General features: G+C 45.4%; 18 protein-coding genes. 8 read left to right on the forward strand and 10 right to left on the reverse strand.

Going from position 1 to position 18,400, the window contains the following annotated elements:
• Positions 1-47: 47 nt before the first annotated feature.
• The 7 genes from AZI87_RS03780 (at position 48) to rfaE2 (ending at position 6,320) form a co-directional block, all read left to right on the forward strand.
• Entirely contained in the window at positions 48-335 is a 288-nt protein-coding gene (locus AZI87_RS03780) for a hypothetical protein (RefSeq protein ID WP_253696414.1), read from the forward strand.
• 147 nt (positions 336-482) lie between these two features.
• Entirely contained in the window at positions 483-2,567 is a 2,085-nt protein-coding gene (locus AZI87_RS18230) for a hypothetical protein (protein WP_063205078.1), read from the forward strand.
• Between the two features lie 123 nt (positions 2,568-2,690).
• Entirely contained in the window at positions 2,691-3,404 is a 714-nt protein-coding gene (locus AZI87_RS03790; RefSeq protein WP_063205079.1) for a hypothetical protein, read from the forward strand.
• Positions 3,397-4,299 (forward strand): 50S ribosomal protein L11 methyltransferase, encoded by a 903-nt coding sequence (locus AZI87_RS03795; protein ID WP_063205080.1) that lies wholly within the window; start codon positions 3,397-3,399, stop codon positions 4,297-4,299. Before AZI87_RS03790 ends, AZI87_RS03795 begins: the two co-directional genes overlap by 8 nt.
• Complete coding sequence (locus AZI87_RS03800) at positions 4,296-5,057, forward strand: RsmE family RNA methyltransferase (protein ID WP_063205081.1); 762 nt, start codon at positions 4,296-4,298, stop codon at positions 5,055-5,057. Before AZI87_RS03795 ends, AZI87_RS03800 begins: the two co-directional genes overlap by 4 nt.
• An 11-nt stretch (positions 5,058-5,068) precedes the next feature.
• Complete coding sequence (locus AZI87_RS03805; protein ID WP_063205082.1) at positions 5,069-5,848, forward strand: RDD family protein; 780 nt, start codon at positions 5,069-5,071, stop codon at positions 5,846-5,848.
• Positions 5,849-5,852: 4 nt separating this feature from the next.
• Positions 5,853-6,320, forward strand: coding sequence for a D-glycero-beta-D-manno-heptose 1-phosphate adenylyltransferase (rfaE2, locus tag AZI87_RS03810; RefSeq protein WP_063205083.1), 468 nt, complete (start codon positions 5,853-5,855; stop codon positions 6,318-6,320).
• Positions 6,321-6,378: 58 nt separating this feature from the next.
• Here rfaE2 and AZI87_RS03815 read toward each other — a convergent pair whose 3' ends face one another.
• Positions 6,379-7,242, reverse strand: coding sequence for a hypothetical protein (locus tag AZI87_RS03815; RefSeq protein WP_155722490.1), 864 nt, complete (start codon positions 7,240-7,242; stop codon positions 6,379-6,381).
• A gap of 191 nt (positions 7,243-7,433) precedes the next feature.
• Here AZI87_RS03815 and AZI87_RS03820 point away from each other — a divergent pair, with 191 nt between their 5' ends.
• A complete protein-coding gene (locus AZI87_RS03820) occupies positions 7,434-8,789 on the forward strand; it encodes a hypothetical protein (protein WP_063205085.1) in 1,356 nt (451 codons plus the stop codon).
• A 1-nt stretch (position 8,790) separates the two neighbouring features.
• Here AZI87_RS03820 and AZI87_RS03825 read toward each other — a convergent pair whose 3' ends face one another.
• The 9 genes from AZI87_RS03825 to AZI87_RS03865 all read right to left on the reverse strand — a co-directional run bounded on the left by AZI87_RS03825 (position 8,791) and on the right by AZI87_RS03865 (position 18,285).
• Positions 8,791-9,576, reverse strand: coding sequence for a polyphosphate polymerase domain-containing protein (locus AZI87_RS03825; RefSeq protein ID WP_063205086.1), 786 nt, complete (start codon positions 9,574-9,576; stop codon positions 8,791-8,793).
• On the reverse strand, positions 9,573-10,724 hold the full coding sequence (locus AZI87_RS03830; RefSeq protein WP_063205087.1) for a hypothetical protein: 1,152 nt from the start codon (positions 10,722-10,724) through the stop codon (positions 9,573-9,575). Before AZI87_RS03830 ends, AZI87_RS03825 begins: the two co-directional genes overlap by 4 nt.
• Positions 10,721-12,502: a biotin/lipoyl-binding protein gene (locus tag AZI87_RS03835; protein ID WP_253696415.1), complete on the reverse strand. Its 1,782-nt coding sequence runs from the start codon at positions 12,500-12,502 to the stop codon at positions 10,721-10,723. The genes AZI87_RS03830 and AZI87_RS03835 overlap by 4 nt, the downstream gene beginning before the upstream one ends.
• The gene (locus AZI87_RS03840) at positions 12,502-13,185 is read right to left on the reverse strand and encodes a DUF4956 domain-containing protein (protein ID WP_063205088.1); all 684 of its coding nucleotides are present in this window, start codon (positions 13,183-13,185) and stop codon (positions 12,502-12,504) included. Before AZI87_RS03840 ends, AZI87_RS03835 begins: the two co-directional genes overlap by 1 nt.
• Positions 13,186-13,346: 161 nt before the next feature.
• A complete protein-coding gene (locus tag AZI87_RS03845; protein WP_063205089.1) occupies positions 13,347-14,075 on the reverse strand; it encodes a hypothetical protein in 729 nt (242 codons plus the stop codon).
• Positions 14,076-14,137: 62 nt separating this feature from the next.
• Entirely contained in the window at positions 14,138-15,193 is a 1,056-nt protein-coding gene (locus tag AZI87_RS03850) for a hypothetical protein (protein ID WP_063205090.1), read from the reverse strand.
• Between the two features lie 148 nt (positions 15,194-15,341).
• The gene (locus AZI87_RS03855) at positions 15,342-15,716 is read right to left on the reverse strand and encodes a YkgJ family cysteine cluster protein (RefSeq protein ID WP_063205091.1); all 375 of its coding nucleotides are present in this window, start codon (positions 15,714-15,716) and stop codon (positions 15,342-15,344) included.
• Between the two features lie 7 nt (positions 15,717-15,723).
• Complete coding sequence (locus tag AZI87_RS03860; protein ID WP_063205092.1) at positions 15,724-16,854, reverse strand: polysaccharide deacetylase family protein; 1,131 nt, start codon at positions 16,852-16,854, stop codon at positions 15,724-15,726.
• 9 nt (positions 16,855-16,863) lie between these two features.
• Positions 16,864-18,285 (reverse strand): hypothetical protein, encoded by a 1,422-nt coding sequence (locus AZI87_RS03865; RefSeq protein ID WP_063205093.1) that lies wholly within the window; start codon positions 18,283-18,285, stop codon positions 16,864-16,866.
• Positions 18,286-18,400: the final 115 nt, after the last annotated feature.

Below are 18,400 nucleotides of genomic sequence, written 5' to 3' on the forward strand. Positions count from 1 at the left end.
AGGAAAACATCAAATTCAACCGATAAGTATGAAGTCGGAGGTTGTACGTGAAAAAACTAATTCTGCTCTCGCTAGTAGTATTGGCTACGGGTTGTTCGATGGAAGCCTCCTTAGAGCAATTGGCGAAGGAAGTTCCGACCATTAAGTTTCAAGATCCTGCAAAAACAACGGGCTTGGTTTCTGGTTCTACACAGACGGGAACTGCGTCCGGTGGCGGTGTCACTTATCACGTGCAAAGCACAGTCGGTAACTACATGTCAGGAATCGAACAAACCACTTCAGACAACTCTTACAAGGTTTATAGCTCCGTTCAAGGGGCGATCGTTTCTAACTAATTTATTATCTTTACTGTAAGTTGGCGACAAATCTCCTCTGTATCAAGAGGAGATTTTTTATTTATTAACATAGTAGTTCCTTACTGTTAGCGCTCTTGCGTTCTTGTAACATACAAAATCCCTCACAATAAACCGATAAGTCTTTATATGAAAATCTTGAGCGTTCTGGTTTTTTTCATGTCTCTATTAGGGGCTGCAACGACTCACGCAGTTCCAGGGTCTCTAACTTATCAGGGAAGAATCAAAAATTCCGACGGACTTCCGCTGGAAGTTAATGGCGTTCGCTTTGAATTTTCTATCACGAATCCTTCGGGCTCTTGCGTACTCTATAAAGAAATATCTTCGTCCATTGACATGCGCAATTCTTCCGGAGTCTTTGACGTGCCTATCGGAACAGGCACAAAAAATTATCCCGTCGATCCAGGATTTAAGCTCTTAGATGCCTTCAATAATGCAGCGGCTTTGAATTGTGAAGGTGGAGGAACCTACACTCCTATCGCCGATGACAAAAGGCTTTTAAGAGTCCAATTCTATGATGGCACAGGTTGGAAGCTCATCAGTCCCGACAGCGAAATCCGCAGTGTTCCATTTGCAGGCCATGCGCAGTACGCTGAGTCCGCGCAAAAACTAGGTTCAAATACAGTCGCTGACTTTATTTTAAAATCCAGTGTGCCTCTTTGTGGCGCTGGCGAATATCTTCGACATATTGCGCCCGCTGGCACATTTCAATGCACAGTTCCCGTTGTGAATGGAAATGACGTCAGCGGAAATATTTCCGGTAGTTCCGCGGGCTTTACTGGAAATTTAAGCGGCGATGTCTCGGGAACTCAAAGTGCGACAAGCGTTGATAAAATCAAAGGCATCGCCGTTAATATGACGGGCCTGGCTTCTGGAAAAATTCTTAAATACAACGGAACAAATTGGGCGCCTGCAGATGACACGGATACTAACACTGACGATAAAATCCGCGGTGTCGATGTTTCTGCAACCACACCGGTCAGTGGACAAGTTTTAGTTCACAACGGATCAGCGTGGGCTCCTCAATATTTCGGCATGGGGCAATTACGATCGACGGTTACGGGCACAGCGCAAGTTCCGGCATCGTGTTCAACTGCTGATAAAACTCTGACTTGGAATTCAATCACAGACTCATTTGCTTGTACCACGATTGCAATCGCGAGCACTCAAGTAACAGGCCTTGGAACAGCGGCTACGAAAAACTTCGGAACCTCTTCCGGAAATCTTGTAGAGCTTGATGGCACCGGAAGAATTCCGGCCTCACTTCTCCCTGCTTCTAGCGGAAACATCATAGATGGAGGCAACAGCACGGGCGCCACTTTGAACGTCGGCACCAACGACGGGCAAGCGCTGAATTTCGAGACCAACAATTCGGCACGAATGACTATCACGAGTAACGGAGATATTGGTATTGGCACAGCCTCCCCCGGCTATAGACTTCAGGTAAATAAAACCTCCAATGCGACGGCTGCCAGCAATATCGCTGCTTCTTTTAATTTCATGTGGGCAGCACCAACTAGTTCCAGCGCTAGTACTTTTGTCGGTCAGTATAACGGCGCTGAAAGTGACGGCACGTCGGCAGCTATCACTGGCGGTATTTTAGCGCAGATCAACTACACTCACCACAACGGTTCAAATGCTTTAGCTAAACTCGTGGGCTCCTGGTCCGGTACTCACAATAAATCTTCGGCAACGGTGGGATCCTCACTGGCAGTTCAGGGTGAAGTGAACAATGACGCTTCGGGAGTTATTTCACAAGCAATAGGAATTCACTCGCGCATTACGAACAGCGGCAGCGGCTCGATCACGAATGCTTATGGAGTGTACGTTGATGGAGTGCAAGGGACGAACAAGTGGTCCATTTATACGAATGATCCTTCAGTGCCATCGTACTTTGCCGGTTATGTTGGTATCGGAACGAACTCTCCAACAGCTCCACTGGATGTCAATGGAACGGTAAAGGCCACTAAGTTTTCGGTGGGTCCACAGATTGTCACCGCGACTTGCAGTAATAGCGCTGCAGCCTCTTGTATGGCCATCGCCACGTGTCCCGCGGGAAAAACACTTCTGTCAGGAGGTTATTCAACCTCTTGGGCGGCCACCAGTGTTGTTCAGTCTGCCCCCTCTTCAGGGACTACCTGGTCCTGCCAGTTTTACGGCGACAGCGCCCTCGGTCCGCATACCTGCTACGCCCTTTGCGCCAATTTCGAGTAAGAAAGAATTATGAGCGATCGCTAAACTCAAGTCGAGTCGGTGCCGCTATTTCTGCAACAGACCTTAAGTTTCATTTTAAGACAGCCGATAAAGCTTTTAGACAAACCATGGAAGGGTTTTCTTATGAAGTTTATAACTTTAATTCTGCTTCTTGCCGGTTTCACGATGAAATCTCAAGCCGCCGATATCACCATCGTCGATGTTCGTCGCAATATCACGATGTCTGAAGATGACACCGTTTACAAAGACTTCTACATCAATGCAGGTCCCTCTTCAGGATTAAAAAAGAATCTTGTCGTCACGGCCGTTCGCAAACTCAATATTCGTGATGCCAGTGGTGCCAACGCTGTCGGTGAAATCACCGTGCCGGTGGGCCAGCTAAAAATCATCGCCGTTTACGACAAAGTCGCGGTCGCGCGCGAGTACACTCTTTTATCTCGTGATGAACTTCCGATGCTTGAGCAAGTAGGGATGATGACCGGAGACCGCATAGATCTTCAAGGCTCATTCATTGATAATTCTAAGCCCAAACCAAAACGCAAAGTAGCCGAAGCCTCTAGCGAAACGACCGCAACAACGGCCACGGTGGTTTCACTCACCGTCGCCCCTTCAGCCGCTGGTTTAAGCACAGGGGCAGGAGCCCTTTCCCCTACCCCGGCCTCCCCCGCGGGAGCGAACCCTGTAGTTTCTGCCAATTTAAAAGCGGATAGTATCCTTTCTGCCGCAACTAATAGCAGTTCAGCCCCTGCCGCCCCTGCGGCTGCGGCATCCTCGGCTACCGCCGGGGAAACCCTTGAAAAAACGGCGGATTCTGGTAACAACACTCTTCATGAGTGACAATTCTTATTTCCGCGTCCGCCTAAGCCAAGTACCAGCAGAGCTGGAAGACATCATCACCACGCATAGTTTTGAATGTGGAGCCTCTGGAGTGACAGAGGCTTTGGCTTTTATTCAACCAGATCTTACCTACGACCCTAAACTTCTTCACGTCCGCTCTCACGAAGTCGATGTGTTCTTCCCTGAAAAACCGGCACAAAATTTCTTTGATGGCCTTCTAGATATCAACGGTGGCATCAAATGGAATATTTTCGAAGAAGAAAACAAAGACTGGCTGGAGGAGTGGAAAAAAGGTTTTAAACCTTTCAAGCTCGTCGGTGATTTCTGGGTTGTTCCAAGCTGGTTGCAACCTCCTGAAGAATGCAAACACGCGATCTTCATTGATCCGGGTATGGCGTTTGGAACGGGCACACATGCAACCACGCAAATGATGGCCTTCTTTATTCACAAACTCGCTGAAAAATACAAGAACGACGTGAAAGAGTGGGCTCTTCTAGATGTCGGAACCGGCACGGCAATTTTAGCAATGCTTGCGCAGATGAGCGGCATGGGCCTTGTCACTGGGATTGAAATTGATCCGGAAGCGCGTCGAGTGGCTCGTGAAAACGTGAAGTTGAACAAGCTTGAACAAATCGACATCCCCGAAACACAGATCGAAGACATGCGCTCGCAGTACGATGTCGTAGTTGCGAACATCATCGATGGAGTTCTGATCAACATCAAATCAGATCTTCTTCGTGTGCTAAAACCAGGTGGTCATATTCTTCTGACAGGTATTTTAGAAGAACGCGACAATCACTTCTTTGAAAAGTTCATGGAAAACTCAGGCCTCACCGTTCTTCGTCGTTTAGAAAAAGACGAGTGGGTTGGATACTGGGCGCAGTCAAAAGCATGAGACGTTATTGGATAGAGAAAAAAGATTTATTCCAAGATCAGGTGAATTTCACCGGCGATGTCTTTCATCATATTTTCGATGTCTGTCGCCAAGAGGTCGGTTCAAAGTTTGAGGTTCTTACCGAAGACAGCAAAGCCTACTTCGTTGAAGTCACTCAAGTCTCAAAGAAAAATGCCACCGCAAGAATTCTAGAAGAACGCGTGATTCCTCCATTAAAGGAACCACACATTCATTTAGCACTCTCTATTTCGCGTTTTCCAGTGATGGATGCGATCATGGAGAAAGCTGTCGAAATGGGTGTTAAAAGCATTCAACCTTTCTTTTCTGAATTCAGCTTCCTGCGAACAGGCGAAAAACTTTCTGACAATAAAGTGGAGCGTTGGGATAAGATCGTCCGCTCCGCCACCCAACAATCTGGCCGCGGCGACCTCATGAAAGTTCAACCGGCAATTCCGTTTGAGAAAGTTTCAGGTTTGATTAACCGAGATGCGGGACATGTGGGTCTATTTGCTTATGAGGGTCCGTCGACTCTTAGCATCAAGGATTATGTTCAACAGGTGAAGTCCCAAAACCCTCAAGGTGTGAAAGCCATCTGGATTATCGTGGGCTCTGAAGGGGGTTTCTCTCACAATGAAGTCGAAAAATTCCAGGAACTAGGCCTTCGCCCAGTCACCTTGGGACCCCAGGTTTTGCGAGTTGAAACGGCTTGCATGGCTCTGGTATCAGTCCTAAAGTATGACTTTGATCTGATGTGTTGAAAGGAGAGGGAATGGATCCCTTCGAGGAATTTGAGTTTAAGCCACTCACGGACGGTCTAGGTTTTCACAAAAAGAAAACAACAGGCGCTGCCAAAGACGAAGCTCAGACAGAAACGTTTTCTAAAAACCGTATGATGGATCAAGGCTTGGAATTGATCGAGGAATCCTCGGTCGATCCTTTGCGTCCTCCTCTTCCACGCAAAAACCGCAACTCTTCAACACAAATTCAACCGACTCCAGGTGCTACAGAAGTGGGCGGAGACGGTTCAGCCGCGGTTGATGAAATTCTTAAGACACTTCAAAAAAACCGTCGTTTGGATTTCGACAACAGCAAACAAAAAATCTCTCAAACTGCTGTTAAAGAAGAGTACAAAAAAGCGACTTGGAGTTTTTCAGCTGCCATGCTTGATGGCATGCTTGTCGTAGCTTCGAGCCTTCTTTGCATGATCATTCTTTTGGTTATCACGAAAGTGGATTTGATTGGCAACCTTACGAACCCAGACTCTCAAGGTATGATCTATCTTGCGACTTTGTCTTTGTTCGCGATGGTGAGCTTTGCTTACCTAACAGTAAATCGTCTATTCATGGGTTGCACTCCAGGCGAATGGGCTTTTGATCAACGCGTAGGTCAACCTGCAGAGTTGAACAAAGCTTCTTACTCTTTACGTGTAGTCGCTCGTTCCTTCCTCGTGATCGTCACTGGGTTTATCGTATTCCCACTTCTTTCGACTGTTCTGGGACAGGACCTTGCGGGTTCTATCACAGGCGCTCGTCTGTATAAAAAGGCATAGTTCTATGGGCCAAGTTCGTAAATTTGATGATATTGAAAACAGCTTGGCTCCACTTCGCTCTCAAGGAAAAAAAGTCGTCTTCACAAACGGATGCTTCGACCTTTTGCACGTCGGCCATGTTCGTTACCTTCAAGAAGCTAAAGCCTTGGGTGACGTCCTGGTTGTAGGTGTGAATTCAGATGCGAGCGTTAAAAAACTTAAAGGCCCCACTCGCCCCGTACAAATTGAAAATGACCGTGCCGAGATCTTAGCGGCTTTAGGAGCCGTGGATTTCACGGTGATCTTCACTGAAGAAACGCCCGAAAATCTGATTCACAGAGTTCGTCCCGATATCTTAGTAAAAGGTGGCGATTGGAGTATTGAATCCATCGTCGGTGCTCCTTTTGTGATGTCCTATGGCGGGAAAGTGATGTCATTGCAATTCGTTGACGGCAAATCCACAACAAAGCTGATCGAAAAAGCGCAAAAATAATTTAAAAAATTAGAGATATAAAAAAAGGGAATACAGATTTTGTATTCCCTTTTTCATTTTAGTTCGTGGGACAGATGGCCGCGCGTTCAGCCGCGGTGATTGAAAACTTCACGTAGGGTTTGAAAGCCTTTAAACGATTGCGAATTGTCGTGAATCCAGAAGAATTCCCATCCGTATTTTTCACCCAATAGGCATCCACTTTTTCATTACTCCAGCCACAGAACTGTTTCAAGGCCATGCCTGAAATCAGGCCCGATGAATGCCAGCCGTTCCAGCAGTGCGCATAGATCGGACCATTCATTTTCCCTTTGATACGGTTGTAGACCATTTGCAGGATGGCTTCGTTTTCTCCTGCTGCCGCATATTGCTTGTACTGCATGGTATGGCTTTGGTGAGACGTGTTTTGACAAGACACACTTCGAGGTGCTGTTTCGTAGTTTTCTGAATAAAGATAAACGGAGGCTCCGAAGTCTTCTTTACAAAGATTATTCAGACCGACAGTGGGCAATGGATTTACATTGTTTCTTGGCGTGCTGAGATACTTATTATTAGCTCCCCCACGGTACATCACACCATGAAGAACAACACGAAAATTGCGAGTGCCCCAAAGCTCATCAACACCATCACCTCTGTTATCAGTGAGTTTTGCGAAAGTGTCAGCCAGTTCGTAACGGTCTTTGTACTTCTGAGCTTCTCTTTGAATACTGAATGCAGTGGAACCAGTATCTGGTGGTACAATAGCTCCTCCAGATGAATTGGAATCGTCAGGTATTTGATTGGGCTCCTCTTGACCCACATTTCCCGAAGCGGCGTCTCGCACGCCTTTCATGAGCGCAGCTTCCATACATCCTGTAAGTTGAGTAACGGCAGCGAATAAAATGATTGCGGTTTTGAAATATCCTGTTTTCATTCTCTTGATCATGCTGAAGTTTTGTCGAAACACACAATCAGACTAGACCCACTTTTTTCCTAATACGAGGCACTCGCAGATTTTCCTATCCCTTTGTAGCGGCGGGTCTTCTGTAGATAAGAATATTCTCTTTTTTGTAAGGTGCGGATGGCTCCGTTCCTCTTTATAAATGGCTCATCACCCTAAGCAGAAAAGAGTTTAAAATGAGTAAGAAATGGATTTCCGTCCTTTGTGTCACCGCGTGCGCGTCTTCTTCATTCGCCTTGAATCTCTCGGAGTTGCAAGGTGAACGCCGTGTAGAGTTTAGATCACCTCAAGGCCTGGCAGAGGTTTGTGTTGTTCCAAAAAAATGGCCAGGAGCTTCTTATCGTGCCGATGATGTAGAAAAAGAAAATGATCTTTGCAGTTACGACTTTCACACCAATATGGGAATTTGTCCGAAATACACTTCAACAAACCCCGCAATCCTTTTATTAAAACCCAACGCCTCTTATTCCAAGGCGGCGATTGATGCTTCTAACTGCGACGTTAAAAAGATGAATGTGAAAACGGAAGCCAAATTCAAGCAGTCCGTGACGTGCTCGTACACTCCGGCCATTCTTGCTTACTATCCGATTTCTAGAATTTTAGGCAACGTCGGTCGCGTTCCGGTAGCCGTTATTCGTTCCATGGATCGGGACGTCCATTCTCGTCAGACTGACAAAGCTATTGCCCATTTTCAGAATAGTGCTGATGAAATTAAATACTCTTGGAATGCCATGGGGAAAGTTCATAAAAATCCCGCGAACTACCCAACCGTCATTGATGGAACTTTGAGCCAGATTTACGGAGCTCTTTCCGATAATATTAAAAACGAAGAGCAATATGTTGAAGTCAGTGGCAAAGGCTCGTATGACACGCGCTATGAGCGTTTTTTACAGCAGCCTCCATTCTTAAAAGTTTCTGGCTCTCAAACAGTTGAACAAATGTTGGGAACAAAAGACTTTGCAACCGTGGCGCAGACCGTAACTCAGATGAAGGATGTGTCGGATTTAGTTCTCTTAGACACTCTGATGAATCAACAAGACCGTATTGGAAACATTCACTATAAATTTTATTGGTACGCCGCGAACCCATCGACCCAAAAGATCGAACGCATGAAGTCCGAAGCAAAGTGGGTGGGAAATCAATTGCAAGTCCCGCAAGCGGAAAGAGATTTGATGGCTGGAAAGCAAGCCGCTCTTATCAAAGAAATGGTTCTTAAGGACAATGACTGCGGCATCGTTAAAACCAACATGATGAGACGAGTGAGCGCATTGGAAAAAGTCCGACATATGAGCTACAACACTTACCGTCGCTTTATGGCTTTTGAGCGCACGTTAAAAGATGCCTACACCAAAGATTATTTCATGAAAGAGATGCTTTTCACTTCTAGCGACTACGGTGTCCTAGTGGGAAATGCGTCTAAAGCAAAACAAATCCTGCTTTCAAAATGCCAAGCTGGCGAATTGATTTTCGACGTGGATCTTGAAACATACATCCCAGGCGCGACGAAACCTTCTTATCGTTGTGATCTATAGTTTATCGATAAAGGATTCCTGACGAGACCACGTCAGGAATCCCTAAGTGAGTCGCCATAGAGTTGCCAAACTTAGAAAACGACCCGCCGACCAATCCAAACTTACGAATCAGATCAATCATCCAAAGCGGAATTTTCTTTTCACACTTCAGTTCTAAAACCACGCACTTTCCCGGCTCTTCAAAAGATTCCGGGTGATCGTAATGCGACAAAAGCTTCTCGTTGGGCGTAACAGTCCAAGTGTTCGCTTCGTGAAAACGCAGGTCGCGGTCAAAGGTCACACGGGCATAGTCATCAACGTGGGATATATACGCCTTCCGACGATACTGAGTCAGTATGACGGGGCCGACGTTGTAAGTGATTTTCTGTCTTAGAAAGTCCTCAAGATTACCTTTGGAGCCTTCCTCGACATTCTCCGGAATAGTGTCGTATTCCAGAATATCCGACCAGTTGGGAATAGACACCTTTGCTCGTTTCTTTTTAACGAACTCTCGCACCTTGTACTTCACTTCAAAAAAATAGGGAGGCGCTGTTCCCGCTCCATAAGACCTGATTCGCATATTAAAACTAAAGGCATTAGCGCGCTCTTTAAAATGAAGAATAAAATAAGACGGAGAATCCAGATAAAGACTATTGATCGTATAATATTTGTCGTCCGCGATCTCAGAGAAATGATCCATGTAGCAATAGGCTTCAACAAACCGGGATATAGGTTCGACCATATCGGGAGAGATCAGGTACTTTAACTCATACCGCTCTAAGTTTAAGGGCGAAACCTGAATGCTCATAAAAGGGCCTTCAACGACTTATCCAGATAGTTTTTCTCAGGCGAGTTATTTAAAACCTCAGACTCTAACAAATACTCCAGATACAAACTTAAGATTTCTTGTTGCTGATTTAATAGGTCTAGTTCCTCTTGCTGTTCAACGATTTTCCGCTCGATATTTGCCAATGGATCCAAACTGCTCGCTTGAATTTTACTGAGCTTCTGTGTGTCTTTATAAATTTCAATCAGATTTAAAACCTGCACCCGCAAAGTTTCTAGGCGATTCCCGGTCTCTTCAATATCGCGTTGTTTTAAGGCACGCTTTAAAATCAACTCGTTCTGTTTTTGTTTCGCCAGGTCGTCCGAGAAAAGAAATGGCAATTGCACCGTCACTTCAACTTCATAAGAAATATCATCATTCTTGCGGTTCTGACTGACATCCAATCCCTTAAACCATTGCTTTTCTCGTCCCTTAACAATGGTCAACTCTTGGCTGATCTGCTCGATTTCTTCGTTAGCTATTTTCTTTGTCAGTGAATCACCTTTGACGACAGTTTCTTTCAGGCTCTGCTCCACATGGTCGATGCTGATAAGGTTTAGATTGTCGAGATCTCCTTCTTTCCAAGAAGGCACCCATACTTGGATCTTCGTTTCTAGCATCTGTTTTTCCTGTTGCAACAAAGCCAAAGTGCGTTTGAGTTTCACCAGCTCACTGCGCGCCGAAACAAAAGACTTGGAAGTCACCCTGCCCGCACGCAACGACAAGGTCTGAGCCTGCACATTTCGTTCTGCAAGTTTGATCACTTCTTTTAATTTCTCGGACTTCTGACGGTTTAATTCATAAAGCAAAAGCGTGTTGTAACGGTTTTTCAAAGCCCATCCCAATGAGGTATTTCGAAGAAGCTTTTGCTCTGTCCCTTTAGGACGACCCGTCTTCCATTCCGGCCAGGATTTAAATTGAAACTTAAGACCTATTTTAGACTTGGTATCACCGTCATCATCTTCGGTTGAAACAAAACCGTCTACACTGCGCAAAGGATTTTTAGAATCCGTGGCCTGTACTTCTTCGAAAGACAGGTAAGTCTTATCGTTCCAGGCCGTTTTAAGAACCTGTTCTGGCGTAATAGCCAACGCCGAAGTAGCAAACAGCCAAGGAATCAAGAACATCATTGCTGCCCCTGAGCCGCCGCAAAAGGTATGGTAATGAACTTGCCACCTTTTTTATTGTCAAAAACTCCAAAGATCTGATGGTGGGAAGGTCCCAGTGAGATACCTTCTAACTTCTTCACATCGAACTCTTGCACCAACTCGGTCTGCGAGGTTTCCGGGTTGATTTTCCAGACCGCACTGCACTTTTCGCTCACACAAGAAGTTGAAATATAAATATGATCCTCGGTATGAATCATGTCCGAAAGATAAAGACTGGTTGTCTTATTCGGCAGTCGCAAGGGAAAGCGGTGGGCGACACTGACATTCTTTTCAAGAATACGACCCGTCTCAAAAAGGGCCTCGATATTTTTAACTTTTAAAATCAAGCCTTCACCAGCGAAGATCATTGGCCGTTTTAATGCTAAGTACAGGTCCCCGTCTTTAACAAAATGCCCTTCGACTTCAAGATCATTCAACTTTGTACCCTGACTCTGTCGGGCAATTTCTTGTAGGGTTGGATCTTTAGCAGCCGCTAAAGTCGGCAAAAGAGCTTTTCTTATATCCACTTGTTTATCTAAGGAAAACCGGATGCCATTGCGCTTAACCTTCACAAAAAGCTGACGCGCATCTTTAAGATTTTCTTTCTTCGTGGCCGAAAGCGAACTTAACAAATAGATATCGCTTCCTTCGGCAGAAATAGATTCGATGTCTTCCATTTTGTCCAATCCCTCGACGGGAAGCATTTGTTCCGCGACTTCACCTTTGGCATTCATCAACAGGATCCAAGGGTGATCGTCTGGATAGTCGTCAGAGATCATCGCAAACTGACGAATCTCGGGGATATAGGTCAACCCTGATATTTCAGGTTGAAACTGCTCGGTGATTCGCGCGGGAAAATAAATTTCTTCAAGGCTTTGAAAGCTGTCAGTTCCAATTTCAGCTTGTTCGGCCTGAGCCGTGCTGAACAAAGTAATACCCCAGGATTTTTTAACTGTTACCTTTTCCCCGACTAAAAAACCGTTGGCATTGGGAATCTTAATAACAACTTCACGTCCCCAGGCCGGAAGGGTTTGAATACGCATAACACGATCAGGAATCTGTACAATACGCGTTCCCACACTGACGACACGACCTTGAATCTTGTGGCCACTGGCAGAAACCACATCGACCAGCTGACCTACGTTGATCGTCGCATGAAGATTTTCATTCACATAGCCATTGATATAGCTAGGATTCACAGGAACCAGAGTTAAAAGTGGAGCAAATGCGGGAGCCTTTTCGCCGTTTTTAAAATTCACTGCTCCAACCGCACCATCTACTTCCGCAAAAACGAAAAGGTTGCGCAAGCGGTTCTCAATCAGATCCATTTCTTTTTTTGTATCGTTAAGATCCACTAGCAGTGGGTCCGCACCCTCGGGCATCTTCGCATAATCTTTTGTAAGATGAGAGATCTCTTGGCGTAATTTAAGCTCTGCCAGCAAACGGTCGTAGCGAGACCGAAGAATGCGCAATTGATTGTCCAATTCTTTTTGACCCAGCTCCAAAAGAAGGTCGCCTTTTTTCACAACTTGGCTAGGCATCACATGAATTTGCTTAATTTCGACAGCCGTATCAAAGTTGACTTGGAACTCTCGCGATTCTGCGATTCCCAAGATGCTGACAGTCTCTGAGTTTAGAACAAATCCAAAACTAAGTATGATGAGCACGGCCACACACCAGGTCGCGGCCAGGAACTTATTGTCCGAGCCTACAAAATCTTCCATAAAAGTCTTAAGAAATGAGCGTGCGGCTTTCATCATCACACCTCGATCACAGACTCTTGGTTCATAAAGTTCAATCCACGCACTGAATCCACTTTGCCAAGGTCTTCAATGAGCTGGGAAGACGTCGTTTGAGGTTTTAAGCGCACTTGATAGGAAAAATCCAAACGATCCCCTTGCCCCATTTCTCGGATCGTCGCCAATGCGAAGTGACGGCATTTGCCTTCAAGCACATTTTCAATCTGTCTTTGTTGTTCGGGGTTGCGTGCTAGGTTAAAGCGCAAAAGTCCGTCAAATTGTGGACCTGCTGCGAATGAAGACCCCTGCAGCACCAAAAGGGCAATTACAAAACAACCCGTCCCTAAGATCGCAATTCCATAGGCATGCACCCCGGACGCAAGGCCCACTGCCAGAGAGGCAAAGATGAAAAACATATCGCGCGGATCTTTGACATTGGTTCTAAAGCGCAACAAAGACAAAGCACCGATCATCCCAATACCACGGGCCACATTGTCGCCAATAGCCTGCATAGCGATCGCAATCACGATCGGCAGTAAGACTAAGCCATGCAGGAAGTTCAACGAATAGGACAGCCCTCGGAAAGTTTTAACGTAAATAACGGCCAAGACCGTACCTAATACAAAACTCAACAGGAATGCGTATACGATTGAGATCCACGTCGGATTTGAAAATGATGAATTCAGAATAGAAAAGTCCAACATATAAAGCCCCTAGAAAAACAGGCTTCATCCAAATCACTATTCGGGACAATCAAATTGAACGGAGTTTGTGGATAGACAAAGCAGTCTTACTGACTTGTAGATAAAGGACACCGACTTGCTTACTAAACAGAAAGGAGAATTGCGGAACTGACAGAAAACTTTTAGAAACGATAACCTAATTTTCCCGAATAAACCGAATCCGCGTAACGATCGATTTGCAGAGCTAAAAAGAATTTCGCGATATCGACATTGATACCAAACACCGTGTGATTTTCGACGATGTCCTCTTCAACGGTATTCTGGTCATCAGTGATCCCATCGGTGCCACCGATAAAAGTCCCAATCGCACGAACACGGCCACCACCAAAATAGATTGCGACATTATTCATTGCGACGGAAGCAATCAGATCTGCCCCGAGAGTTTTCACGTTAATCAAATTTGAAAAATTCGCGCCCCCGCCTGAAATCATCGCCGTCAATGTCAGAGGAAAAAAAGGTGCCTCATAAAAACCCCAACGCACTTGTCCACCGAACGTTTGAATTCCATCACCTAAAGCCGGAGTGAAGTACACATGCGTGTCGACGTTATAGTAAAGGCCTTTTCCAAACGTCAGCGTGAGGTAGTTGATCTCTCCCGTGTCCGTAGTTTCTGACCCCAAAGTCGCCAAATCCTCCGTAGGAATATACTCCGACGCAATTCCAACCTCGATACCGGAGTAACCGCCGAGTGGATAAGGATTATCCAAAATTTTTGAAGCCGAACCAAACCCCAGAATTTCAAGCGCGCGAACACGATCTCCTGAACTGAGGTTTTTAGGTAAATCATAAGAAGCACTCGCCGACCAAGTGGTGAAGATTGTCAGAATGAAAATAAGACGGCTTAAACGCATAATATCCCTAGGACTCAAAGTTCTAGGGATATTCTTGTCAGAAAATGGAATGCTGTCCAGTTTTAAAGAGAAGCGACTGCAGTTTGCAATTGCCCTAGGCCCGTAGCCGCTAAATTAGCGATCGTCGCATCCGAACTTTGCGCAAGTTGTTGAAACAAAGGTACGAATTGAGAGTAACCTGCCACCGCATTTGTCGTTACATCTCCGCGCGAGTTGCGTGGATCCGTGTTTGGCGTTACGCCACCCTTTGCACTTTGATAGCCCTCAATAACAACCTGCAACGCGGCTTCCACTACCGAAGAGTCGTTAGATTGCAAAACAGATTTCAAAATACCCAAGCGCGCTGTGACCGCGTAACCCGCAAGATATTTATCGGCTTTCGATTTCAGTTCAGGCGTCATTTGCTCATAATACTTCGCTGTGACCGCAAAACTTCTAGAGTTATAAAGGGATTTAACTGCCTCAAGACCCAACGCCTGCGTTTCCGCTTTATTGGAACTGTAAAGATCTGCGACTATAGAATAAAAGATACTTTCGCTCACTTCACTACGGCTGAATGCAGCGACAAGTTGAGCGACATTTTCAGCGGTAGGTTGTGCTCTTAAACGAGCTTGCCACTGGTCGCCCGTTAAAGTTTCTTTGTCAGCACCCGTTTGTTCATTCTTAGGATTGTTGTTTCCTGAGTTATCCACAAATTGTTGCCCCGAGCCCGTACCGGAATTCATGAATCCGTCGTCGCCAAATCCTGTCGGTTCATCCGCACCCACGATTTGAACGTCAACAGTCTTTTTTGGAGTTTCGTCTGCTTTTTTCTTAGCTTCAGCTTTCTTTTGCGCAACTGGTTTCACTGGAACTGCAGCATTTTTAGCATCGGCCGTCTTTTTTGCGTCTTCTTTTTTCTTTGCATAAGGATTTACGTATTTACGAGAGATCTCGCGGTCGCCCAAGTCAAAAAGAGCTGCCAAAAATGACGTCTTAGGACGTGGCATTTCATAAATCACTTCCAGCTCTGCAATCGCTGATTGAACAGGGGTTTTTAGAACGTAACCTAGAGCTCCCACCATCACGATGGACAACCCGATAATCGCCGTTTCTAGTTTATTGTCTTTGAAGCCCATTGTAGCCTCCTGTTCTTACTTGGTAGTAAGAGCAGCGCTTGTGCCACCTAGGCTCGCATATAGGGAACTTGGCATAGATCAGTCTGAGACAGAGACGTGCAGCGCGCACCCCTGTCAAAGAATCAGGCAATCTCAAAATGAGACAGGACTAAGTGCTACCTGGACAGAAACCAGGACGAGGCCCTATAGAGGGAAATCCACGACAGGTATCGGGACGTTTTTCATAGACTGTACAAAGACGGGTTTTTGAATCTAAAAACCAGCAGTCGCGATTGGCTTTTTGCGAGAGCATAAAGAACTCAGTCCCTTGACGGTACGAGGTGATATAGCCCTCTTTCATTAAACGTTTTGCTAATTTTTTGATGGAGCCCGCGGCCTCATCTTCTGTCGTCAGACCTAAACGAATCAGGTCTGAAATTTTGATTTCCACAGGCATAGTGCAACAGCCGCCCCAGCAGCCTTTGCACATATCAGTGCGATAGGATTTCCAAGTTGAGGGGCGATCGACATCAGGACGTTTCATTTGAAAACTAAGGGATTCTTTTTCTAACCAGTTTGCTGTTGTATTTCGCTGATGGGTCAGCGGATTGAAGTAATACAACACTGTACCCACGAGTGTAAAGCTCGCGCAAGAATGTCGGCATGATTTCAGCCGTTTTCCTTTGGATGTCATGGAAAAGAATAATGCCGCGTCCTTTCGCTTCTACCTGGCTCAAGGTGTTGCGAAGAACATAGTCATTGGATTGAGCTTTCCAGTCTTCACTATCAATCACCCACGCAAAGTCCGCTGTTGAACTAGATTTTAAAAAGTTTCTCAGCTCTGGAGAGCCCTCGGCATAAGGGAAACGGAAGAAAGGATCAATCCATCCCAAAACGTCATAAATCGCCTGGTGACCTTTACGAATCTCTTCAACGGCTTCACTGAACGTGAAGTTACGCCCGTGCATCTTTCTGCACGCATTGCTATTGCCAATACAGCTATGTGCTTCTGTGTGCGAACCGATACCATGGCCTTGAGAAGCTACAAGCTTCAAAGTTTCAGGATTCAAACGAGAGTTCTTACCCAAAGCAAAGAAGATAGCCTTTGCATTCACTTCATTTAACGAACGCAAGATGGAAGGCGTGTAGATGTTGTTAGGACCGTCATCAAAAGTCAAAATCACTTCTTTACGGGCCGTATCACCGTATGTTGCGTAGTACCCATTGGAAGTATCGCGTTTCTGAACATTCGTAGGAAATTTGAAGTTGTTCGTCGTGCGCGCAGGAACCAGAGCATTTACGCTTACAGACATCTTCTGTCTTTCTGCCGCAAAATAATTTTCGATATTTCCAAGAAGATCTTGTTTGCAGTCCTTAAGCAAAGCTTGGTTCTGCTCATCGCGAATTTCATTTTCAAAAAGAGTCAAAGATTGTGAATCCAATTGCGAAAGACTTTCGCAGATTTCTTTCGGCAAGCCATCGCGAGACTTGCCGCCATTGGATTCACGCCATTCTTCAAATAGAGCTTCAGGATTTGCTTCGGATTGTTCCCACTCTAGGTGAGACTTCGCCTCTTGATTATCCGTGACTGCTTGTTGCACTTTTCTGTTAACACTATTTCCGCAACCTACAAGAGTCCCCGCCAAACCAATCGCAAGCGTAGTAACAATCCAATTTTTCATCGCACATCCCTACTGTGAAACGTCTGTTCCCTGTCCCACATTGACGACATTCCAAGCGATCTTTTGCGGATCTTCCGGTTTGTCAGCCTCTTCGGGTTTGGGCTCAGGCTTTTTCAGACTGAATTTAATTTTAGAGTTTTCGATAATGACACGTGGGTCGGCAGAGTGGTTATCAAAGATAACCAAGTTGCGCGAAGCCTGTGCTGTAACCACATGTGGATTCCAAAGGTATTTAAAGTAAATCACCAAAGATCCCACAAACTGGCTTAACAACAAAGACAACAAACCCAAACTCAAAAGGCCGATCTGCGGCAACGTATTTTCCCAACGGGCGCGCTCTAAAACTTCAAAACGCGTATCGATAGAAAGCTTTTGTGCCTCAAGCTTCGCAAGATTTGTCGTCAACTCTTTGTAACGAGCAAATTCAAGCTCAGATTTCTTTTTAAGATCGTCGACCATTTGCGCGGCAAACGGCAACTCTTTAGCGTCCCTTTTCAAACGATCAATCGAGGATTGAACCTGACCCAACTTCGTTTGCAGGATGCTATTTTCAATGCGCAAGGCTTCGATTTTACCGCCGACACCGTAAAGAGCGGACTCACGCTGACTTGAACGGCCTCGTTGAAGGTATTCAATCATTTTGTTGTTCTCGGCCATCTTCAACTTGATTTCGTTAGAGCGAACTAAAAGATCCGAGATGTAGTCGCCCATTTTGTCTTTAGAAGCTAAAGGTAAAAGAGCGCCTTCTTTGTTCTGCATTTCAGCGAGCTGTTTGCTTAATTGCACCAGCTTTTGATCTGCATCGACTTTTTGTTTTGCCATGAAGTCTTCAACACGAGCGATTTCATTCATCTCGCGCTTTTTCAGAATCTCTGCCGCTAGCTCAGAAGCGGAATTAGATAAGAACAACGACATAGCTTTGATCGGCGTCACTGCGGACACGCGAATTTCAAAATCCGAATCGATATTGATCTTCGTCCAACTGTCCAATCTTTGGAGGACTTGAACACGTTTTTCAGGCTTATCTAAATCACCAAGATAATTGGTTTTAAGAATATCGTAGCCGTTACGCTCTTCCATCGTAATAAGAGGGCTGTTGCCACGAACTTGAATTCGCTGCAGAAGAGCCTCATAAAACTCACGGGTTTTAAGATACTCGATATGCTTAGAAAGCAAACTGCTGCCTTTTTTAGATTCCTGAACTGACTTCGACAAACCGAAAAATTGGTTTGAGAATGCCTGCAATGATGAGTTCTGCGAATCGTTAATAACAATTGTCGAAGACGCGACAAAAGGAATCTTAACAACGTAAACAAGAACCGCTACCGCAAATAGTCCTGCGGTAAACAAAGCAAACATGCGCCAATGGGACAGATAAAGTTTAATAATTTCGCCCACTGTTAATTCAGGTTCTATATGCTGATCACTCATATATCCCCACCTTCTGTGACATATCCCCGCAAGCATTGGTTGTGCCACTGAATTAATGCCTTGGCCTGTGTTTAATGTGCAATGAGGATTAAGAATTTGAAATTACTTCAGGGGT

The sequence above is a fragment of the Bdellovibrio bacteriovorus genome (assembly GCF_001592745.1).
Classification (GTDB): Bacteria; Bdellovibrionota; Bdellovibrionia; order Bdellovibrionales; family Bdellovibrionaceae; genus Bdellovibrio; species Bdellovibrio bacteriovorus_B.

Coding starts and splice junctions, on each gene's coding strand:
- AZI87_RS03815 (WP_155722490.1), bottom strand. CDS start 7,242: ATGATCAAGAGAATGAAAACAGGATATTTCAAAACCGCAATCATTTTA.
- AZI87_RS03855 (WP_063205091.1), bottom strand. CDS start 15,716: ATGAAACGTCCTGATGTCGATCGCCCCTCAACTTGGAAATCCTATCGC.
- AZI87_RS03860 (WP_063205092.1), bottom strand. CDS start 16,854: ATGAAAAATTGGATTGTTACTACGCTTGCGATTGGTTTGGCGGGGACT.
- AZI87_RS03825 (WP_063205086.1), bottom strand. CDS start 9,576: ATGAGCATTCAGGTTTCGCCCTTAAACTTAGAGCGGTATGAGTTAAAG.
- AZI87_RS03845 (WP_063205089.1), bottom strand. CDS start 14,075: ATGCGTTTAAGCCGTCTTATTTTCATTCTGACAATCTTCACCACTTGG.
- rfaE2 (WP_063205083.1), top strand. CDS start 5,853: ATGGGCCAAGTTCGTAAATTTGATGATATTGAAAACAGCTTGGCTCCA.
- AZI87_RS03800 (WP_063205081.1), top strand. CDS start 4,296: ATGAGACGTTATTGGATAGAGAAAAAAGATTTATTCCAAGATCAGGTG.
- AZI87_RS03850 (WP_063205090.1), bottom strand. CDS start 15,193: ATGGGCTTCAAAGACAATAAACTAGAAACGGCGATTATCGGGTTGTCC.
- AZI87_RS03805 (WP_063205082.1), top strand. CDS start 5,069: ATGGATCCCTTCGAGGAATTTGAGTTTAAGCCACTCACGGACGGTCTA.
- AZI87_RS03790 (WP_063205079.1), top strand. CDS start 2,691: ATGAAGTTTATAACTTTAATTCTGCTTCTTGCCGGTTTCACGATGAAA.
- AZI87_RS03820 (WP_063205085.1), top strand. CDS start 7,434: ATGAGTAAGAAATGGATTTCCGTCCTTTGTGTCACCGCGTGCGCGTCT.
- AZI87_RS03865 (WP_063205093.1), bottom strand. CDS start 18,285: ATGAGTGATCAGCATATAGAACCTGAATTAACAGTGGGCGAAATTATT.
- AZI87_RS03830 (WP_063205087.1), bottom strand. CDS start 10,724: ATGATGTTCTTGATTCCTTGGCTGTTTGCTACTTCGGCGTTGGCTATT.
- AZI87_RS03795 (WP_063205080.1), top strand. CDS start 3,397: ATGAGTGACAATTCTTATTTCCGCGTCCGCCTAAGCCAAGTACCAGCA.
- AZI87_RS18230 (WP_063205078.1), top strand. CDS start 483: ATGAAAATCTTGAGCGTTCTGGTTTTTTTCATGTCTCTATTAGGGGCT.
- AZI87_RS03840 (WP_063205088.1), bottom strand. CDS start 13,185: ATGTTGGACTTTTCTATTCTGAATTCATCATTTTCAAATCCGACGTGG.
- AZI87_RS03835 (WP_253696415.1), bottom strand. CDS start 12,502: ATGATGAAAGCCGCACGCTCATTTCTTAAGACTTTTATGGAAGATTTT.